We start from the raw sequence: 18,507 nt of genomic DNA, 5'->3' as shown, positions 1-18,507 counted from the left end.
GGCCGCCGCGTGCCTGTGGAAACCCGGTCAGCCGGTGTAGTCGAGCTGGGTCAGCTCCGGGTCGACGGCGTGGCGTTCCTGGCGGACGACGTCGATGTACTGGTCGGCGTACACGGCGAGCATCGGGGCGTCCTCGACGGGCGACGCGGCGAGCCCGCGGACCTTGCCGGTGACGATCGTCGACATCACGTCGACCCCGACCGTGGCTCCGTCGGCGGCGACGACATCGACCTCGTAGAGCTTGCCGGGCGCCGTGGCCGTCAGCAGGCCCAGCCGGATCGGACCGCTCCAGGCGAGATCGGTGACCCGGCTGCCCTCGGCCTCGCGGACGACGAACGGCCGTCCGGCGCGCTGGACCTGTCCTCGACCGCCGATCAGCACGCGCGCGCCGACGGCCCGGTCCCCCTCGGGGGTCCGGACGATCCCCACGAGGCGGGTCCCGTCGCGGCTCACGACCAGTTCGCGGGCGCGGCTGCCGGTGATCCCGGGCACCCGTACGGCACGGACCACGTCCTCGTCCTGCGGGTCGTAGAGCCATACGACCGCCCCCTCCCGGCGCCGCTCGAGGACCCAGAGCCGATCGGCGTGGTCGAAGGCCGGACGGGCGTAGCGTCCGCCGGACAGCAGGGTCTGCGCGGCCGGCTCGGCGGCCGACCGCTGCACCCGGGCCAGTCGGACCCGGCCGCCGTCGAGGTCGACCGCGGCCGCCTGCTGGTTGTCGAGGGCGACCGCGACGGAGTCGAGCCCGGCCCCCTCGTCGCCGAACACTCCCGTGGCCGGTACCAGATCGCCGTCGATACTGCCCGTGACCAGCCGGCCCTGACTCACGCCGAAGAGGGTGCGCCCCCCGCCGGGACCGGCGGGACCGAGCACCGCGGCCGCCTCGACGGAGTACTGGGAGACCCCGCCCGGCAGGGGCAGGTCGGTGCCGTCGATGCTGACCCGCAGCGCGGTGACCGACGGATCCTGGCGCAGCGTCCACGCCAGCTGCGCGAGCATCAGCTCGGCCTGCTGGGCCGTGATCGCCTGGGGCTCGCCCACGAGCGCGATGTCGGCGACCCCGGCGTCGTCGACCGGTACGGACAGGCCGACCGTGAGCCCGGACGGCAGGAACGAGCGTACGACGCCCCGGGCCCGCGGTGGCGGTCCGGCGAGCAGGCCGGAGACCAGGCTGGTCGCGAGCTGGTCGCCCTCGGGCACGAAGACGGGCTCGGGGACGAGGATCTGCGCGATCGGGTCGAAGTAGTAGAGCGAGACCTGACGATGGCGCTGCCGGAACCATCCGGCCGGGACGACGAGGGCGTCGGGCGGGTCCGCGATCCGGTACTGCCCGTCCTCGATGCTGACCCGGAAGTCCAAGGTGAGCTCGTCGGTCGTCATCGCACCCCGCCAGGCGCCGACCGCGTCGAGCCGGTCGGCGGCGGTCAGTCGCACCGATACCGTGCCCGCGCTCTCCCGCACGGGCAGCGAGTCGCTGTAGACGATGGTCTCCTGCTCCGGGTCCCAGCCGGCGGCGGCCTCGGCGGTGAGGTACTGCTTGGCGACACTGGTCTGCACCGGCCAGGCGGTCATCGCGTCCAGGAAGCCGGCGACGACCTCGGTCCGCGACGCCCCCGAGAGCGGCGGCCGGGCGTCGATGTCGCTCGCGCGGCGGGTGGCGCCGTGGTCGGCGCCCCGGCCCGGCACGACCGGGCCGGACGTGGGCAGCGAGGTGCAGCCGACCAGCGCCAGGGCCAGCACGGCGACCAGGACGGCGAGCGCCACCGAACTCCTCCGCGCGGCGCTCCGGCGCGGAGCGGCGGGCCTCATCGCCCCTCCTCCGGGTCCGGTACGACGCTCCGCGGTCCCACCACGACCGCCGCGTCGCTCGACACGGCGTCCTCGGGCACCAGCGGCAGTGGGCTGTGACGCAGGGTCCCGCCGGCGTGCCGCGGCACGGTGAGGCGGAACTGCGCCCCCTGCCCGGTCCTCCCCCAGGCCTGCAGCCAGCCGCCGTGCAGGTGGGCGTCCTCCTGGGCGATCGCGAGCCCGAGCCCGGTGCCGCCACTGGTCCGGGTCCGGGCCGGGTCGGAGCGCCAGAACCGGTTGAACACCATCGACGCCTCCCCCGGCGCCAGGCCGATGCCGTGGTCGCGCACCGTGATCGCCGCCGACTCCTCGTCCGAGGCGAGCCGCACGAGGACGGCCTCGGTGGGATCGTCGGCCAGGGCGTGGTCGATGGCGTTGGTGACCAGGTTGCGCACGATCCGCTCGATGCGACGCACGTCGACGTCGGCCCGGACCGGGACGTCCGGCTCCTCCACGAGCACGCGCAGGCCGCGCTGGTCGGCCAGCGGGCGCGCGGCGTCGACCACGCGGCGTACCAGGTCGCCGAGGTTGACGTTCTCCGTGGCGAGGACCGCAGCACCGGCGTCGAAGCGGCTGATCTCCAGCAGGTCGACCAGGAGGTTCTCGAACCGGTCGAGCTCGGCCTGCATGAGCTCGGCGGAGCGGGCGGTGGCGGGGTCGAAGCTCTCCCGGGCGTCATGGAGCACGTCGGAGGCCATCCGGACCGTGGTGAGCGGCGTGCGCAGCTCGTGGGACACGTCGGACACGAACCGGCGCTGGACCCAGCTCAGCTCCTCGAGCTGGCGGATCTGACGCTGCAGGCTGGTCGCCATCTGGTTGAAGGAGTACGCCAGCCGGGCGATGTCGTCCTCGCCGGTGACCTGGAGCCGCTCCTGGAGCCGCCCGGCGGCGAGCCGCTCCGCGACCTCGCGGGCCATCCGGATCGGGCTGACCACCTGCCGGGTCACCAGCCAGGTCACGCCGGCGACGAGCACCAGCAGCAGGCCCGCTGCGGTCAGCAATGCCCGGGTCACCAGGTTGAGCGTGTCCTGCTCCTCCGCGAGCGGGAAGAGGAAGTAGAGCGTGTAGGTCTGGCCGTCCGACGGCAGCTGGACCTGCGAGCCGACGACGATCCCGGGCTCGCTCGTGATCCGGGAGTCGGCCCCGGTGCCCGTCGAGCGGACGATCTCGGTGTAGGTCCACGCGGTCGCGCGCAGTGGGCCGTCGAAATGCTCCTCGAGCGCGAGGGGAACACTTCTCAGGTCCAGGCCGCTGGTGTACTCGCCGCCGCCGGTCCGCAGTGGCGGACCCTCCTCCTCGGGGCCGGCCAGCACGACGGCGTACCCGCGGCTGTCGCCGCGCTCGATGATCGGGTCGACCAGGTCGCGCTGCTGGCGGCCGGCATTGCCCTCGCGCCCCGACGCCGCCTCCAGCCGGTCCTGGGCGTCGGCGACCTCCGCGTCCACCTCGCCGAGGACGACGTCGACGCGGTGCCGCAGCAGGCCCTCCCGGGTCTGTTGGAGCAGGATCCAGCCGACACCGCTGACCACCACGGCGGACAGCACGACGGTGCTGACCACGACCCGCGCCTGGATCGAGCGGCGCCAGAAGGTCAGCGCCCGGCGCAGCCGGGGCGCCAGCCACGCCCAGCACCGGCGCAGCACCGCGAGCACGCGACGGCCGACCCCGGCCGTCGCGGGCTCACCCGGAGCCGGCCTTGTAGCCGACACCGCGCACCGTCAGCACGATCTCGGGATGCTCCGGGTCGTGCTCGACCTTGGACCGCAGCCGCTGCACGTGCACGTTGACCAGGCGGGTGTCCGCGGCGTGCTGGTAGCCCCAGACCTCCTCCAGCAGCACCTGGCGCGTGAACACCTGCCCCGGCTTGCGGGCCAGGCAGAGGAGCAGGTCGAACTCCAGCGGCGTCAGGGAGATCTCACGCCCCCCGCGCGTGACCGCGTGGCCGGCCACGTCGATCTCGACGTCGCGGATGGTGAGCGTCTCCTGCGGCACCGCCTCGGTGCGGCGTACCCGGGCCCGGATCCGGGCGACCAGCTCCTTGGGCTTGAACGGCTTGACGACGTAGTCGTCGGCACCCGACTCCAGGCCGACGACCACGTCGACCGTGTCGCCCTTGGCCGTCAGCATGACGATCGGGACCCCCGACTCGGCCCGGATCTCCTTGCACACGTCGATGCCGTCCTTGCCGGGCAGCATCAGGTCGAGCAGCACCAGGTCGGGCCGGTAGTCACGGAACGCCGCCAGCGCCTGGTCGCCGCGCGGGCAGACCCGGCTCTCGAAGCCCTCCTGCCCCAGCACGATGCCGAGCATCTCCGCCAGCGGCGCATCGTCGTCGACGACGAGGACGCGTCCCTTGGTCGGGTACGGCGCGCTGGTGGGCGGGGTCATGCCCGCGATCCTACTGATCAGTGTCGCCGTACTTGACTTATGCGACCGAGCCGGACGGGACGATCCATCGCGCGCGCAGGTCGGGACGGACACACGTCAGATGGTCGAAGTCGGAGTCGTAGTGCACGACGGTGACCGCTTGATCGCTGCTCGAGTACCGCAGTGCGGTAGCCGCGATCTGAAGGTCGTTCACCCCGACCGACCGTCCCATCCCCGCCCGGAAGAGCAGGCTCTGGAGATCGAGGGCGATGCGGGCAACCTCCCCGTCAGGCGCCAGGAAGACCTTTCCACGCTGATTGCCGTCGAGAATGATGCGGTGGTCCGCCGCGCTCCGGGCCGAGAAGCACTCGTCCAGCACCTGCGGCAGACAACTGGCCAATTGGCCCGTCGCGAGGAGCGCCGCCACCGCCTCCGCAACTGCCGGAGCACGATGGACGCGCTGGGTGACGGAGTTGTCGAGCAGATACAACTGCCTCATCGCTGAGCTTGTGCGACGACCTCCGGGTCATCAAGGCTGCTCGCGACGCCCTCCTGCAACCGCTCGAGGTAGTCGAGCGCGCGCGCCTTGCGGACCGCCTGCTCCAATGCCTCGGTCACGGTGCCGCGCTTCGTCGTTTGACCAGTCGCCACCATCGCGTCCGCCATCAGGCTCTCGTCCACCTCGATCAACGTCTTCGCCATGGTCCACCTCCACGGGATATCCTTTTTCTACGACAAGTAGATCCGGACTGCCCCGTAACGCACGAGCCCCGCACCCTGAAGGGGTGCGGGGCTCGCGAGCGGCCGGCTTCTGCCACGTCAGGCGTGCGACGCGACGCCCGTCCAACCGCCAGCTACGCACGTCTTTCCGCCAGGCCAAGCCTGGACCTACGCCACACGACCGCGTGCGCGGCAGCGCGGCGCCGCCAGGGGCGAACCGCGTAGGCCGGCAGGCGAGCGCGTCGAAGGGAGCGAGGAACGAGCGACCGGAGCGAGCGATACCGCCGGCCGGAGCGGAAGCCCCGACCGGCGGCGACGCGCTCGCGCCCTAGTACCGGTAGTGGTCCGACTTGAACGGGCCCTCGACCGGGACGCCGAGGTAGTCGGCCTGGGCCGGGGTGAGCTCGGTCAGCTCGACGCCGATGGCGTCGAGGTGCAGCCGGGCGACCTCCTCGTCGAGGTGCTTGGGCAGCACGTAGACGCCGATCGGGTACTCCTCGAGCTTGGTGAAGAGCTCGACCTGCGCCAGGACCTGGTTGGTGAACGAGTTCGACATGACGAACGACGGGTGGCCGGTCGCGTTGCCGAGGTTGAGCAGACGGCCCTCGGAGAGCACGATGACCTTCTTGCCATCGGGGAAGATCCACTGGTGGACCTGGGGCTTGATCTCGTCCTTGACGATGCCCGGGATCTTCGCGAGGCCGGCCATGTCGATCTCGTTGTCGAAGTGGCCGATGTTGCCGACGATGGCCTGGTGCTTCATCTTCTCGAAGTGCTCGACCCGGATGATGTCGAAGTTGCCCGTCGTGGTGATGAAGATGTCCGCGGTCTCGACGACCGACTCGAGGCGCTTGACCTCGTAGCCGTCCATCGCGGCCTGCAGCGCGCAGATCGGGTCGATCTCGGTGATGACGACACGGGCGCCCTGGCCGCGCAGCGACTCCGCGGAGCCCTTGCCCACGTCGCCGTAGCCGCACACGACGGCCGTCTTGCCGGCGATCATGACGTCGGTGCCGCGGTTGATGCCGTCGATGAGCGAGTGGCGGCAGCCGTACTTGTTGTCGAACTTCGACTTGGTGACCGAGTCGTTGACGTTGATCGCCGGGAAGAGGAGCGAGCCCTCCTTGAAGCGGTCGTAGAGGCGGAGCACACCGGTGGTGGTCTCCTCGGTGACGCCCTTGATGCCGTTGGCGATATTGGTCCAGCGCTGCGGGTCGTTCTCGAGCGAGCGGGCGAGGACCCGGAGGACCTCCTTGAACTCCTCGTTGTCGGTGGAGTCCTGACCGGGCACCGCACCGGCCTTCTCGAACTCGACGCCCTTGTGGACCAGCAGGGTGATGTCGCCGCCGTCGTCGAGCAGCATGTTGGGGCCGACCTTGTTGCCGTCGGCGTCGGTGAAGTCGAAGACCTTCTCGGCCTCGTCCCAGTACTCCGCCAGGGTCTCGCCCTTCCAGGCGAAGACGGGCGTGCCGGCGGGCGCGTCGGCGGTGCCGTCCTTGCCGACGACGATGGCCGCCGCGGCGTGGTCCTGCGTGGAGAAGATGTTGCAGGTCGCCCAGCGGACGTCGGCACCGAGCGCGGTGAGCGTCTCGATGAGGACGGCGGTCTGGATGGTCATGTGCAGCGATCCGGCGATCCGGGCGCCCTTCAGCGGCTGGTCCGCGCCGTACCGCGCGCGCATCGCCATCAGGCCGGGCATCTCGTGCTCGGCGAGCTCGATCTCCTTGCGGCCGAACTCGGCCAGGCTCAGATCAGCAACCTTGTAGTCCATGAGTGATCCTCGAGGTTCGAGTGTCGTGTGACAGCTGGGTCCTGCGGCGCATCTGCGCATCGTCGGGATCTCCCGCGCATGACGTAGGACACCCTACAAGCGGCGCCCGGAGCCCGGGGAATCTCGGGCGAGCCCGGATACTCATGCGCGCGTTCCCGTGGGAGGCGACCCTGCGACCATGCCGCGCACTCCGCTGTCCGATCGCGACCATCCCGCCCTCCTCTCGACCCTGCTCGAAGCGCTCGCCTCGGCGACCGTCGTCGGGATCGCCCTGTTCCTGCCGCTCCTGCAGTTCGGCGCCTACTTCTGCATCGGCGGCGGGTGCGGCGGCCCGGACACCGACGCGATCCACCTCTACCGGGTGCTCGTGACGGTGCTGGCCGCAGCGGCCGTCCTCACCCTGGTCCTGGCGGTGCGGCGCCGGGCCCGGCCGGCGATCCGGTGGCACGTCGCCGTGGCGCTCGCGGGGGTGGGGTCGGCGGCGCTGTTCGCGGTGCCCGCGGTGGACTGGGGCGACCTGCTGCGCGAGGACCCGCCGCCGAACCCGCACTACGTGCCCTGCTACTCGGGCTCGAACGACTGTGTCGGCGGCTGACGCCGCGATCGACGGACAGACGGGTCGAGCGGTTCTAGTCTGCTGCCATGACGGCTGCGACGGACGGGATCCGCGGCCTCGGCGCGCTGCGCGTAGCGGTCGGCGCCGCGATGCTGGCCACGCCCCGGCTGATCGGGCGCAGCGACGACCCGTCGTTCCACCTGCTGCTGCGCACCGTCGGGGTGCGCGACGTCGTCATCGGAGCGGGGACCGTTCTCGCCCCGCGCGCGCAAACGGTGCGCTGGGCGAGCGCAGCGCTGGCGAGTGACCTGTCCGACATGGTGGTCGGCGCGACCGCGGTGCGGACGGTCGGGTGGCGCGGCGGGCTGGTGGCGACCCTCGCCCCGGTGCCGTTCGTAGCGGTCGGGATGGCCGGCATCCGGCGGGCACGCCGTCGGTGACCGGTGCGGGGCGCTACCCTGCTGCCGTACGTTCTCAGGGCGGGGTGGAACTCCCCACCGGCGGTGAGGGCGTCCCGGCGGATCCGGGGCGGTCGAGCCCGCGAGCGCCGGACCGGTCTCCGCGATCGGCCCGGGTCAGCAGATCCGGTGCGACTCCGGAGCCGACGGTCACAGTCCGGATGGAAGAGAACGCGACGGGCCTCGTGCGCGTCGTCACGCCCTGGGTGACACGTGAACAGGAGAGCCCATGTCACCCATCGCCCCCGCCGACAGCAACGCCGTCGCCGTCGTCGCGGCCCGCTGGCACGCCGACATCGTCGCCGTCGCCGTCGCCACCTTCACCGCCGAGCTCGAGCAGCGCGGCTACGCCGTCGACGTCGTGCACGTGCCCGGTGCCTTCGAGATCCCGCTGCAGGTACGCCGCCTCGCGCGCTCCGGCCGGTACGCCGGTGTCGCTGCCGCGGCCCTGGTGGTGGACGGCGGCATCTACCGGCACGACTTCGTCGCGTCGTCGGTCGTCGACGCGCTGATGCGGGTGCAGCTCGAGACCGACGTGCCGGTGTTCTCGGCGGTGCTGACGCCGCACCACTTCCACGAGCACGAGGAGCACACGGGCTACTTCCGTCGTCACTTCGAGACGAAGGGGCGCGAGCTCGCGCACGCGCTGGACGCGACGGTCAGGCTCCCGGCGATCCCGGTGATCCCGGCGCCGTAGCCCCCGCGTCGTACCGCTCGACCGGGTCCTTGTCGCCCTTGAACGGCAGGACCCGGACGACGGCGACCACGACGGTGCCGACGACGAGGCCGATCACGGCCGAGATCGCGGTGTTGGCGAGCCAGGCGAGCATGCCGCCGAGGAAGCCCTCGACGGCGTGCTCGATGTCCTCCTCGATGCCGTGGACCCAGGTGTAGGGGGCATCCCACCAGCCGACCTCGTGCACGTTGACGAGGAGGATGTGGCCGCCCACCCACAGCATGGCGACCGTGCCGACCACCGAGATCACCGACAGCAGCCGCGGCATGGCGGAGACCAGCCCGCGGCCGACCTTCTGCGCGAACGCCGAGGAGCGCTGCGACAGGAGCAGCCCGGTGTCGTCCATCTTCACGATGAGGGCGACCACGCCGTAGACCACGATGGTGATGGCGATCGCGACGACGACCAGGATGGCGAGTCGGGCCCAGAAGCTCTCGTCCTCGACGGAGGCGAGGGCGATCACCATGATCTCGGCGGACAGGATCAGGTCGGTGCGGATCGCGCCGGAGATCATCTCCTTCTCCGCCTCCGGGCCGATCTCCGCGACGGGGGTGTCGTGGTCGTCGTGGGCGGAGAACAGGTGCCAGAGCTTGTGGGCGCCCTCGTAGGCCAGGAAGGTGCCGCCGAGCATCAGGATGATCGGCAGCAGGTCCGGCAGGAACTCGCTGAGCAGCAGCGCGAGCGGCAGGATGATCAGCAGCTTGTTGCGGATCGAGCCGATCGCGATCTGCTTGACGATGGGGAGCTCGCGCTCGGCTGCGACGCCGTGGACGTACTGCGGCGTGACGGCGGTGTCGTCCACCACCACGCCCGCCGCCTTCGCCGTCGCCTTGCCGGCCGCGGCGCCGACGTCGTCGATCGACGCGGCGGCCATCTTCGCGATGGCGGCGACGTCGTCGAGCAGGCCGAACAGGCCGGCGCTCACCGACGGACCTCGCGAGGCCGGCGGGTCGGTCCACAGGGGCTGCAGGGCATGCCCGAAAGGCTACCGGCCCGCGGACACCAACCGGGTCGCTGCGCGGTCCGTGGTCTCCTGCTCGTGGACGACGCCGGTGAGCCGTACGGCCTCGCGCATCCGGCGATGGGCGACGTCTAACGGGTCGACCACCCGCTCCAGCACCCGGCGCACCGGGGGCGCGGCCAGCAGCAGCGCGACGCCCACGCCGATCCCGACCGCGCCGAGCAGGCCGAGCCAGGGTCGGTCCTGGGCCCACGCGACGAAGCCGAGGTACTCCAGCTCCTTCACCGCGAAGCCGTGGAAGAGGTAGACGACGAGGGTGGCGCCACCCATCCGGCTGAACCAGCCGCCGACCCGGGGCACGAGGGTCAGCCAGGCGAGCGCCCCCGCGGCGCCGGCCAGCAGCATGAGCAGCCGGGTCAGGACGGCGGTGGAGGTCGGGTCGTCGAGCAGGGTGTACGGGCGGTAGTAGAGGTAGGACCGGCTCGACCACGCCTCGAAGGAGCCGGCCAGCAGCCCGAGGACGGCGAAGGTGGCGACGCCGAGCAGCGCCGGGAACCGTCCGCGCAACCACTCCAGCGCCTCCGGCGTGGTCTTCAGGCCGAGCACGAAGAACGGCAGGAAGCCGAGCACCCGCGGCGCGTCCAGCCAGCGGGTCCAGTCGCCCGCGAGGAAGCCACCGGCGACCGAGATCCCGACGGCGACGAGGACCCCGCCCCACAGCGGCCGCAGGAGCGGCGTGACGAGACGCCAGGCGACCATGGCGAGCAGGTACCAGAGCGGGAAGTGCGGGTCGAGCCACAGGTCCCACAGCCGCTCGCCACCGACATTGACCCGGAACCAGGCGAGCGCGCCCTCGAAGAGGACGTAGGGCACCAGCAGCGTCGTGACCAGCTGCCACAGCCGCGCGGGCGTGTAGCGGAAGCCACGGGAGAGGTAGCCGGACAGGAAGACGAAGGCCGGCATGTGCCACAGGTAGACGAAGTCGTAGAGACGCCCGCCGGGCCCGTCGGCGGGCAGCAGCGCCAGCAGGTGCCCGACCACGACGAGGGTGACCAGGCCCATCTTCGCGTTGTCGAGCCAGGGATCCCGAGAAGGTGAGGGCATCACTCCTTGGTACCCGAATCGCCTGTGCGGAGACCAAGTGTCAGACAACCCGATCCTGAGAAAGGGCGGGGACGACCCGCCGGGCCGGTTCAGTCGGCGACGAGCCCCAGGCGGAGGTACTCCGCGGCGTAGGTGCCGCTCAGGAGCAGCGAGGCGTACCGGGCGACCTCACCGGTCGCCTCGGAGGCGACGTGCTCGATCCGGACGTCCTGGCTGCGAGCGGCGTCCTCGAGCCGCTGGCGCTGGTCGCGGACGACCGGGTCGTCGACACCGTCGTCGAGCATGACGAGCACCGGACGCCGGTCGCCGGTCCCGTCGGCGACCGGGTCGGCGAACACGTTGCGCGGCCGCGCCGCCTCGACGACCGGGAGCAGGTGCTCGGCGTCGCCGGCGAGGGCGGTGCGTCCCGACGTACGCCGGATCGACTCCGCGATCCGGCGCGCGGCCCGTGCGGCGAGGACCGAGCCGCCCCACACCAGCGGGGCGGCGTCGGCGAGCGAGATGGCGAGCATCTTCGCCGGGTTGATGGAGATGTCGCGGTGCGGCGAGCAGGCGATCGCCACGGCGTCCAGAGCCTCGGCGACGGCGTCGGGCTCGGCGGTCGGGCCGAGGTGGACCTGGTCGAGGAAGGACAGCATCGCGACGGCGGTCGCGAGCTGGTCGCCGGTACTGGTGGGCAGCAGCGTGGTCCAGCGGCCGGTGGCGTGCTCGGCGACGACCGAGTCGGGCGGCGCGGCGACCACGAGCTGGCAGCCGCGGCGCGCGGCCTCGGCCACGGCGAGCGCGGTGCCGGGGTCGCCGCCCTCGGGGGCGAGCACCACGACGAGGTCGAGGCTCCCGGCCCAGCCCGGCAGGGCCGGGGACGGCCAGGCCACGAACGGCACCGGGCAGAACGGCTCGAGCACGGCCCGCAGCAGCCGGGAGTCCGGGCCGGCCGCGATCACCGCCCGGGGACGGGACTCGATCGAACGCGAGACCGCCTCGGCGATCGCGTCGGCGGCACCGCCGACCTCGCGGCGTACCCGCGAGCCGGACTCGGCCAGCGTCCGCAGGCGGAGGTCGGCGGCGGCGAGGGCCGCCTCGTCGTCCAGCCGGGACTCGTCGAACCAGACCATCGGACCGCCCTCCCCCTGCCCGCAGCCCCGCCCTCAGGCGGGCTTGCGCGCCTCGTCGACCAGCAGGACCGGGATCCCGTCGCGGACCGGGTACGCGAGGCCGCAGCCCTGGCACACCAGCTCCACGCCGTCACCGGCGGCCGCGGGCGTCACCGCGAGCTCGCCCTTGCACGAGGGGCAGACGATGATCGCCAGCAGCTCCGGCGCGAGGTCGCCCGCGGCGCTCACTTGCTGCTCCGGATGATCGCGAGGACCTCGTCGCGGACTCGGGCCATGGTGGACTCGTCCTTCCCTTCGGCGTTGAGCCGCAGCAGCGGCTCGGTGTTGGAGGCGCGCACGTTGAACGCCCAGTCGGCGTGGCCGACGCTGAGTCCGTCGAGCCTGTCGGCGGTGACGCCGTCCTGGCCGCCGTACGTCGCCTCGAGCTCCGCGAGCACCGCGCCCTGGTCGGCGACGGTGCTGTTGATCTCGCCGCTGAGCGGGTAGCGGGCGTACTCGGCGAGCAGCTCGGAGAGCGGGCGGTCGGACTCGGCGAGCGCCGCGAGCGCGTGCAGCGCGGCGAGCATGCCGGAGTCGGCGCGCCAGAAGTCGCGGAAGTAGAAGTGGCCGCTGTGCTCCCCGCCGAAGATCGCGTCGGTCTCGGCCATGGTGGCCTTGATGTAGGAGTGCCCGACCCGGGTCCGCACCGGCGTGCCGCCGAGCTCGGTGACGATCTCGGGCACGGCCCGCGAGGTGATCAGGTTGTGGATGACCGTGGCGCCCGGCTCCTTCGCGAGCTCGCGTGCCGCGATCAGCGCGGTGAGCGTGGACGGCGAGACCAGCTCGCCGCGCTCGTCGACGAGGAAGCAGCGGTCGGCGTCGCCGTCGAAGGCCAGCCCGATGTCGGCGCGCTCGGAGATGACCGCCTTCTGCAGGTCGACCAGGTTGGCGGGCTCGATCGGGTTCGCCTCGTGGTGGGGGAAGGTGCCGTCGAGCTCGAAGTACATCGGCACCATCTCGACCTGACCGGAGAGGCGGCCGAACACAGCGGGCGCGGTGTGCCCGGCCATGCCGTTGCCGGCATCGACGACCACCTTCAGCCGCCGGCCCGCGACCGGGGCCAGCGCGAGCAGGTGGGCGGCGTAGGCCTGCAGCACGTCGTGGGAGCTGATCGAGCCGGTGCGGCCCGCTCCGGCGGCACCTGCCCCGCCGCTCGCGGCGGCGACCCGGTCGCGGATCTCGGCGAGCCCACTCTCCATGCCGACCGGCTGGGCCAGCGCGCGGCACATCTTGATCCCGTTGTACTGCGCCGGGTTGTGGCTCGCGGTGAACATCGCGCCCGGCAGGTCGAGGTGTCCGGAGGCGAAGTAGAGCTGGTCGGTGGAGGCCAGTCCGATCATCGTGACGTCGGCCCCGGCCGAGGTCGCTCCGTCGGCGAAGGCACCGGCGAGCGCCGGCGAGCTGGGGCGCATGTCGTAGCCGATGACCATCGCGTCGACGCCGAGCACCTCGACGTACGCCGCACCGGTGGCGCGGGCGAGCTCCTCGTCGAGCTGCTCGCCGACGATGCCCCGCACGTCGTAGGCCTTGAAGACCTTGCTCAGGTTGTCAGGGGACGTCGTACCGCTCGCCATGACCGCGACACTAGCGGAGAGTCAGTCGGTCGTGATCATGCGGAGGTGCCCCTTGCGGGCCACCTCCCGGCCGGGCTCCTGCGGCGGCTCGACCGGCTCGCGGCGGACCGGGCGGGCCGCCTCGCGGACCGCGTCGGCGAGGGCGAGCAGGTCGTCGTTGCTGGGGCCCTGCTGCTGGGTGCCGAGCGCCAGCCGGACGACCTCCCAGCCACGCGGGGCGGAGAGGCGCTCGCTGTGCACGTCGCACAGGTCGTAGGCGTGCGGCTCGGCATAGGTCGCCAACGGGCCGAGCACGGCGGTCGAGTCGGCGTAGACATAGGTCAGCGTGGCGACGGCACGGCGGGCACAGGCCGTGCGCGAACAGGTCCGCAGGCTCTGCGGGGCCGGGCTCACACTCACGGCGCAGACGCTACCGCCCTCCTGGCCGATCGGTGGCTAGGCTCGCTGATCATGGAGCACGACGAGCTGGTCCCCCGCCGGCGCCGCGACCGGCGCGGACGGGGCATGCGCGGTCCCGCGGTGCTGCCGCTGGCGGCCGCGGGGCACCGGCCGCCCCGCCCGCGCAGCCGGCGCGAGACCTTCGACCGGATCATGCTCGACGTCGTGACCGCCATCGACGCACGTTGGTCCGACCACCTCGGCCTGGTCGAGTACGCCGTCGAGGACGCTCCGCAGCTCCCCGACGACTGGGATTCCGGGCGAGTGCCGCTGTCCTCCCTGGTGCGCGGCTCGGGGACGACGCCCACCCGGCTGGTCGTCTTCCGCCGACCGCTCGAGCACCGCGCCGCGGACCGCACCGACCTGGAGGCGATCGTGCTCACCATCGTGGTGGAGCAGGTCGCCGAGCTGCTGGGCATCGAACCGGCCCAGGTCGACCCGCGCTACCTGGCGGACGACGACTGAGTGACCCGCACCGACCTCGGCACGTCCACGAAGGCCGGTCTCTGGGACTGAGCCCGTGCTACTGCGGGGCGACCGCCGGGATCCGGGCGTGCGTCTCGGCGGGGCGGAGCCGCAGCGTCGCCAGCCCCGGCTGGTCGCCCTTGACCGGCAGGGTGACCACGCCGGCGACCCGGGTGTCGCGCGGCTCGACCGTGACGAGCACGGCCTCCGGTGGCAGGGCGAGGGACGCGGCCCGGTCGGGGGCGACGTCGACCCGGTCCTCGCGCAGCACGCTGCCGTCCGCGGCGTACGACGTCACCTGCGCGACGCCGTTGCGGGTCGCCTGGCCGAGCAGCAGGGTCTTCTCCCCCGCGGGCAGCACGGCCGCCGTCGGCTCGTCCACGGCGATGACGGGCGCGAGCAGGGCCAGGTCCTTGCGGTGGACCAGGCGGGCCGAGGCGACCAGCGGATCGGCGGACTCGACCAGCACGCCGAGCACGCCGGCGGCGTTCTCCCCCGTGAGGAGCGGCCGGAGGTCGACCTCGCGGACCGCGCGGGGCGGCACGGAGACGTCGGGCGCGCCGGTCGGGGTGAAGGTGGCGTCGGCGGTCACCAGCCGCAGCTGCGCCCGGACCTCGTCGTCGCCGGGGTTCGCGACGACCAGCGTGGTGTTGCGGGTCGCGCCGAGGCCGAGGATGAGGTTCTCGGTGTCGGGCGCGGCCTGGGTCGGGAGGAAGTCGGTGGTGGCGCGTCCGCGGCCGAGCTGGTCGCGGGTGTTGCGGGCCGTGACCGTCACCCGGCCCCTGGTGACGGTCACCTGGGCAGCCGTGATGCCCCGGCGGGGGGCGACCGTGGCGAGGTCGATGCGCTGGACACCGTGGGCCGGGACCTGGATGCCCCGCAGTGCGGGCTCCTCGGCCGGCCCCTCCTCGTCGATGAGGGCGAGGTCGACGACCGCCTCGCCGTCGTCGGGGTTCACCAGCTCCAGCGTGGTGGCGTAGCGGGCGCTCGCGCCGAGGCCGACGAGCCACTCGTCGTACGCCGGGGAGCGACACTCCGGCACGGCGAGCGGGTCGTCACGGCCGGCGGTGATGCCGGGGGCGGCGGCACCCCGGCCGTCGAGGACGACCGGCCCGGCGCTGTCCGGTACGACGGCCGTGGCACCGGCGGTGACCGTGACCGGCTCCCCCGCGACGGCCTCCGCAGAGTCCGGCGGGGCGGCGAGCACGGCCAGCTCCCCGCCCGCGACGCCGGGGCTGCGGCCGACCCGGGCGACACTGGCCGGTCCGGCTCCGCCCGGACAGACCACGGTCGCGGAGGTCAGCTCCGCCGTCGTCGGGGGGCGCACGCCGGCCCGTGGAGTGCGCTCCTCGCCGATCAGGCCGAGCGCCAGCACGACGACGGCGGGCAGCACCAGCGCGAGGGCGACGAGGACGTCGACCCTCCGACGGCGCACGACGGACGCGCGGCGGCCTGCGGGCTTCGGGTCACTCATCGCGGTTCCTTCGCAGCGGCGGCAGGGCCAGGACGACCAGCACCGGGATCGCGGCGGCCTGGACCAGCAGCAGGAGCCAGCGCCCCCAGGCCCGGTCGCCGGGCAGCGGTCCCGGTTCGGGACTGACCTGCCAGGCGCGGGTGCCGCGCTCGGAGCTGGCCTGGACCAGGCCGGAGGTGGCGTCCAGGCCGGCCGAGACCGCACCGTCGGCCGGCGCGGCCTGGACGACATAGCGGATGCCGAGCCCGGAGAGCCGGGCGACGGCGTCCGGGTCGGGCGAGGTCACGAGCGAGCGGATCGTCGCGGTGACGTCGCGATCCTCGGCCGTCAGGGCGGCGATCTCGTCCTCGCCGACCGTCGGACCGTCGTCGCGGTGGACGTCATAGCGCAGGCCGGTCTCCAGGTCGCCGCGCAGCACGAGCACGCCGTTCTGCTCAGCCTGCTCGGCGCGCTGGGCCATGTAGACGGGGACGTCGGACTCCGGCGGGTCGCGCAGCTCCTCCGCGCCCCAGCCCGCGAACCACACCAGTCCCACCAGCGGGGCGACCAGACCGGCGACGCCGGCGAGGGCCAGGCCGGCCTGGGCCGGCTTGGCCTGGTCGCCGAGATGGTGCAGGGACAGCCCGCCGAGCAGGATCGCGGTGATCCAGGCGCCCTGGAGCACCAGCAGCACCGCGCCGAGGCCGGGCTGCTGGTCGACCGGGCCGGCGATGTCGACCGTGCCGATCGCCAGCGGGACGGCGACGACGGCCGCCACCGCGGCGACCAGCCAGCACACGACGACGGGGATCCGGGTCGCCCGCGGCACCAGGGCGAGCAGGGCCAGGGCCGGCAGCACCAGGCCGACCGGGGCGGGGGCACCGAGGCCGCCGAGCCGTCCCGCGAGCAGGTCCCAGCCGGACGTCGCGGCGGTCGGCCAGCGGCCGATCTCGAGGATCGTGCCGGCGAAGCCGCCCTCCAGCAGCAGCGGCAGCCACCACGGCAGCAGGACGAGCAGGGGCACGGCCAGCGCGGCCACGGGCGGCCCCCACACGGAGCGCTCGCGCACCTCACCGGGGACGAGGCGGACGGCACAGCCGAGCAGCACGCCGATCAGCACGGCCACCACCAGCCACGCGGGCGGCGCGACGGCGGTGAGCAGCGCGAGCGCCAGGCCGGTGCGCCAGGCCGCCCGCCAGCGGTGCGCGGCGTCGGGATCGGCGAAGCCGAGCGCGGCGTGGGCCATCCAGGGCAGCACCGCCGCGGCGACGACCACGCCCCAGCGGCCACCGCCCCAGGCGCCGGAGACCAAGGGGACCAGGGCCCACGTCACCGAGCCCCACAGGAGCAGCCAGCGCGGGGCGCCGTACGGCGTGACGAGGCGGCCCACCACGCGCAGGAACCGCCAGGCGCCCCACAGGCCGAGCGGCGCGGCGAGGGCCATCAGGAGCGACATCAGGAGCGAGGGACCCACCGGGAGACCGAGCACGGCCAGCGGCAGGACGTACGGCGGCGCCGGGATGTCGCTGCCGAAGCCGATCGGGTGGTGCCCCTCCAGGTGCAGCGTCCACCAGTCGCCGACGCCGCCGGGCGCGGGCGAGAGGGCACCGCCGGCGATCCCGCCGATCACGTCGCGCACGCCGACGAGCAGGGCGACGACGGTGACGGCGGTCGCGACGGCGACCGGGTTGGTGAGGAAGCGGACGACGATGCCGGTGTCGGCGAACTCCTCGTCCTCGTCGCGGTGGCGGGCGGGCGGCGGTCCCGCGGCGGCGTCGCGTTCGGCGGCCGCGACCCGACGCCGCTCGGCGACATCGGCGGCCTGGTTGGTCGCGGCGGCCACGAGGTCGCCCACGAGGTCGAGTCCGTGCCGGTAGGGCAGCCACCAGGGCGCGAGGAGGCGGCGTACCCGGGCCCGGTCGGCGCCGCCGGTCGCCGCGGCCCGCCGCGCCCGGCGGGCGGATCGGATCGCGCCGGGGTGGCGCAGCACCGTGACCAGGGCGGCCAGCTCGTCGAGCGCCTCACCGACGGCCCGGGCACAGAGCAGGCCGAGGACCCGCAGCAGGGAGCCGAGCGTGAGCCGCAGCACCTGCAGCGGCAGGGTGGCGCCGCGGGCGTTGGCGAGCAGCGTGAAGAGCGCGGCGCGACGCTCCTGGAAGTGCGTGTGCCGCCCGGTCAGCGGTGTCCGGCGCACGCCGCGGTGCGCGGCCTCGGCGTGGAAGACGACCGCGGAGGGGACCACGATCGTGGTCCGGCCGGCCGCGGCGGCGCGCCAGCCGAGATCGATGTCGTTGCCGAAGATCGGCAGCGCGGCGTCGAAGCCGCCCAGCTCCTCGAGCACCGTGCGGCGTACCAGCATGCCGGCCGAGTTGACCGCCAGCACCTCGCGGACCTCGTCGTGCTGGCCCTGGTCGTACTCGCCGCGCTCCAGGCCCGTCTCGCGCCGGCCGGTCCCGCTGATGGTGACGCCGAGCTCAAGGAGGCGGCGCAGCGAGGGCCACTCGCGCAGCTTGGGGCCGAGGATGTCGGCCTCGGGGCGCGCGGCGGCGGCCGCGAGCAGCGCGGCCAGGGCGTCCGGCGCGGGGTTCGCGTCGTCGTGGAGGATCCACAGCCACTCCGGCGCGGTGCCGGTCCCCGTCGACGCCGCCAGCGTGTGCACGCCCTCGGCGACGGCGTCGGGGAACCCGGTGTCGCGGGGCAGGCTGCGCTGCTCCAGCGGCAGCCGGCCGGTGAGAGCGGCGCGGATCAGCTCGGCGCTGCCGTCCGAGCTGCCGGTGTCGACGGCCACGACCCGCGTGGGGGGCGCACTCTGCGCGAGCAGGCCGTCGAGGACCGCCGGCAGCCAGGAGCCGCCGTCGTGGCTGACCAGGAGGACAGCCACCTCGGGTTGTTGCGACACGAG

18 protein-coding genes and 1 riboswitch are annotated in these 18,507 nt (G+C 73.5%); of the genes, 4 read left to right on the top strand and 14 right to left on the bottom strand.

Annotation, left to right across the window (positions count from 1 at the left end):
- Window positions 1-27: 27 nt before the first annotated feature.
- The 6 genes from QJ852_08600 to ahcY form a co-directional block, all read right to left on the bottom strand.
- Window positions 28-1,809: an LpqB family beta-propeller domain-containing protein gene (locus QJ852_08600; GenBank protein ID WGX98497.1), complete on the bottom strand. Its 1,782-nt coding sequence runs from the start codon at window positions 1,807-1,809 to the stop codon at window positions 28-30.
- Complete coding sequence (gene mtrB / locus QJ852_08595) at window positions 1,806-3,500, bottom strand: MtrAB system histidine kinase MtrB (GenBank protein WGX98496.1); 1,695 nt, start codon at window positions 3,498-3,500, stop codon at window positions 1,806-1,808. The genes QJ852_08600 and mtrB overlap by 4 nt, the downstream gene beginning before the upstream one ends.
- Before the next feature lie 28 nt (window positions 3,501-3,528).
- A complete protein-coding gene (gene mtrA / locus QJ852_08590; protein WGX98495.1) occupies window positions 3,529-4,236 on the bottom strand; it encodes an MtrAB system response regulator MtrA in 708 nt (235 codons plus the stop codon).
- 37 nt (window positions 4,237-4,273) lie between these two features.
- On the bottom strand, window positions 4,274-4,705 hold the full coding sequence (locus tag QJ852_08585) for a hypothetical protein (GenBank protein ID WGX98494.1): 432 nt from the start codon (window positions 4,703-4,705) through the stop codon (window positions 4,274-4,276).
- A 5-nt stretch (window positions 4,706-4,710) separates the two neighbouring features.
- The gene (locus QJ852_08580) at window positions 4,711-4,917 is read right to left on the bottom strand and encodes a type II toxin-antitoxin system VapB family antitoxin (protein ID WGX98493.1); all 207 of its coding nucleotides are present in this window, start codon (window positions 4,915-4,917) and stop codon (window positions 4,711-4,713) included.
- Window positions 4,918-5,263: 346 nt separating this feature from the next.
- A complete protein-coding gene (ahcY, locus tag QJ852_08575; GenBank protein WGX98492.1) occupies window positions 5,264-6,706 on the bottom strand; it encodes an adenosylhomocysteinase in 1,443 nt (480 codons plus the stop codon).
- Between the two features lie 178 nt (window positions 6,707-6,884).
- Here ahcY and QJ852_08570 point away from each other — a divergent pair, with 178 nt between their 5' ends.
- The 3 genes from QJ852_08570 to QJ852_08560 all read left to right on the top strand — a co-directional run bounded on the left by QJ852_08570 (window position 6,885) and on the right by QJ852_08560 (window position 8,417).
- Window positions 6,885-7,301: a DUF6234 family protein gene (locus QJ852_08570; GenBank protein ID WGX98491.1), complete on the top strand. Its 417-nt coding sequence runs from the start codon at window positions 6,885-6,887 to the stop codon at window positions 7,299-7,301.
- 47 nt (window positions 7,302-7,348) lie between these two features.
- Window positions 7,349-7,702: a hypothetical protein gene (locus tag QJ852_08565; protein ID WGX98490.1), complete on the top strand. Its 354-nt coding sequence runs from the start codon at window positions 7,349-7,351 to the stop codon at window positions 7,700-7,702.
- Between the two features lie 26 nt (window positions 7,703-7,728).
- Window positions 7,729-7,897, top strand: a riboswitch (FMN riboswitch).
- A 52-nt stretch (window positions 7,898-7,949) separates the two neighbouring features.
- Complete coding sequence (locus QJ852_08560) at window positions 7,950-8,417, top strand: 6,7-dimethyl-8-ribityllumazine synthase (GenBank protein WGX98489.1); 468 nt, start codon at window positions 7,950-7,952, stop codon at window positions 8,415-8,417.
- Here QJ852_08560 and QJ852_08555 read toward each other — a convergent pair.
- From QJ852_08555 to QJ852_08530, 6 genes are all read right to left on the bottom strand, one after another.
- Window positions 8,380-9,381, bottom strand: a complete 1,002-nt coding sequence (locus QJ852_08555) for a DUF808 domain-containing protein (protein ID WGX98488.1) — start codon at window positions 9,379-9,381, stop codon at window positions 8,380-8,382. The genes QJ852_08560 and QJ852_08555 overlap by 38 nt on opposite strands.
- Window positions 9,382-9,441: 60 nt before the next feature.
- Window positions 9,442-10,521, bottom strand: a complete 1,080-nt coding sequence (locus tag QJ852_08550) for an acyltransferase family protein (protein WGX98487.1) — start codon at window positions 10,519-10,521, stop codon at window positions 9,442-9,444.
- 89 nt (window positions 10,522-10,610) lie between these two features.
- Entirely contained in the window at window positions 10,611-11,636 is a 1,026-nt protein-coding gene (locus QJ852_08545) for an SIS domain-containing protein (GenBank protein ID WGX98486.1), read from the bottom strand.
- Window positions 11,637-11,669: 33 nt separating this feature from the next.
- Window positions 11,670-11,864: a Trm112 family protein gene (locus tag QJ852_08540; protein ID WGX98485.1), complete on the bottom strand. Its 195-nt coding sequence runs from the start codon at window positions 11,862-11,864 to the stop codon at window positions 11,670-11,672.
- Window positions 11,861-13,249, bottom strand: coding sequence for a phosphomannomutase/phosphoglucomutase (locus QJ852_08535; GenBank protein ID WGX98484.1), 1,389 nt, complete (start codon window positions 13,247-13,249; stop codon window positions 11,861-11,863). The genes QJ852_08540 and QJ852_08535 overlap by 4 nt, the downstream gene beginning before the upstream one ends.
- Before the next feature lie 21 nt (window positions 13,250-13,270).
- Complete coding sequence (locus tag QJ852_08530) at window positions 13,271-13,642, bottom strand: DUF3499 domain-containing protein (GenBank protein WGX99430.1); 372 nt, start codon at window positions 13,640-13,642, stop codon at window positions 13,271-13,273.
- Window positions 13,643-13,699: 57 nt separating this feature from the next.
- On the opposite strand from QJ852_08530, the gene QJ852_08525 reads away from it, so the two are divergent.
- Window positions 13,700-14,152, top strand: a complete 453-nt coding sequence (locus tag QJ852_08525) for a metallopeptidase family protein (GenBank protein WGX98483.1) — start codon at window positions 13,700-13,702, stop codon at window positions 14,150-14,152.
- A gap of 58 nt (window positions 14,153-14,210) precedes the next feature.
- Here the strand turns inward: QJ852_08525 and QJ852_08520 are convergent, their stop codons facing one another.
- Together QJ852_08520 and QJ852_08515 are read right to left on the bottom strand one after the other, a co-directional pair.
- Window positions 14,211-15,626, bottom strand: a complete 1,416-nt coding sequence (locus QJ852_08520; GenBank protein ID WGX98482.1) for a DUF5719 family protein — start codon at window positions 15,624-15,626, stop codon at window positions 14,211-14,213.
- Entirely contained in the window at window positions 15,619-18,486 is a 2,868-nt protein-coding gene (locus tag QJ852_08515; GenBank protein ID WGX98481.1) for a glycosyltransferase family 2 protein, read from the bottom strand. Before QJ852_08515 ends, QJ852_08520 begins: the two co-directional genes overlap by 8 nt.
- Window positions 18,487-18,507: the final 21 nt, after the last annotated feature.

It is taken from the genome of Nocardioides sp. L-11A (assembly GCA_029961745.1).
Lineage (GTDB): Bacteria > Actinomycetota > Actinomycetes > Propionibacteriales > Nocardioidaceae > Nocardioides.
Note: the sequence above shows the minus strand (reverse complement) of the source record. Positions and strands in the feature narration are given on the sequence as shown.

Bases quoted from the DNA above. Each gene is read 5' to 3' on its own strand.
- QJ852_08600 (WGX98497.1), bottom strand. From the start codon at position 1,809: ATGAGGCCCGCCGCTCCGCGCCGGAGCGCCGCGCGGAGGAGTTCGGTG.
- mtrA (WGX98495.1), bottom strand. From the start codon at position 4,236: ATGACCCCGCCCACCAGCGCGCCGTACCCGACCAAGGGACGCGTCCTC.
- QJ852_08580 (WGX98493.1), bottom strand. From the start codon at position 4,917: ATGGCGAAGACGTTGATCGAGGTGGACGAGAGCCTGATGGCGGACGCG.
- ahcY (WGX98492.1), bottom strand. From the start codon at position 6,706: ATGGACTACAAGGTTGCTGATCTGAGCCTGGCCGAGTTCGGCCGCAAG.
- QJ852_08570 (WGX98491.1), top strand. From the start codon at position 6,885: ATGCCGCGCACTCCGCTGTCCGATCGCGACCATCCCGCCCTCCTCTCG.
- QJ852_08565 (WGX98490.1), top strand. From the start codon at position 7,349: ATGACGGCTGCGACGGACGGGATCCGCGGCCTCGGCGCGCTGCGCGTA.
- QJ852_08560 (WGX98489.1), top strand. From the start codon at position 7,950: ATGTCACCCATCGCCCCCGCCGACAGCAACGCCGTCGCCGTCGTCGCG.
- QJ852_08550 (WGX98487.1), bottom strand. From the start codon at position 10,521: ATGCCCTCACCTTCTCGGGATCCCTGGCTCGACAACGCGAAGATGGGC.
- QJ852_08545 (WGX98486.1), bottom strand. From the start codon at position 11,636: ATGGTCTGGTTCGACGAGTCCCGGCTGGACGACGAGGCGGCCCTCGCC.
- QJ852_08535 (WGX98484.1), bottom strand. From the start codon at position 13,249: ATGGCGAGCGGTACGACGTCCCCTGACAACCTGAGCAAGGTCTTCAAG.
- QJ852_08525 (WGX98483.1), top strand. From the start codon at position 13,700: ATGGAGCACGACGAGCTGGTCCCCCGCCGGCGCCGCGACCGGCGCGGA.
- QJ852_08520 (WGX98482.1), bottom strand. From the start codon at position 15,626: ATGAGTGACCCGAAGCCCGCAGGCCGCCGCGCGTCCGTCGTGCGCCGT.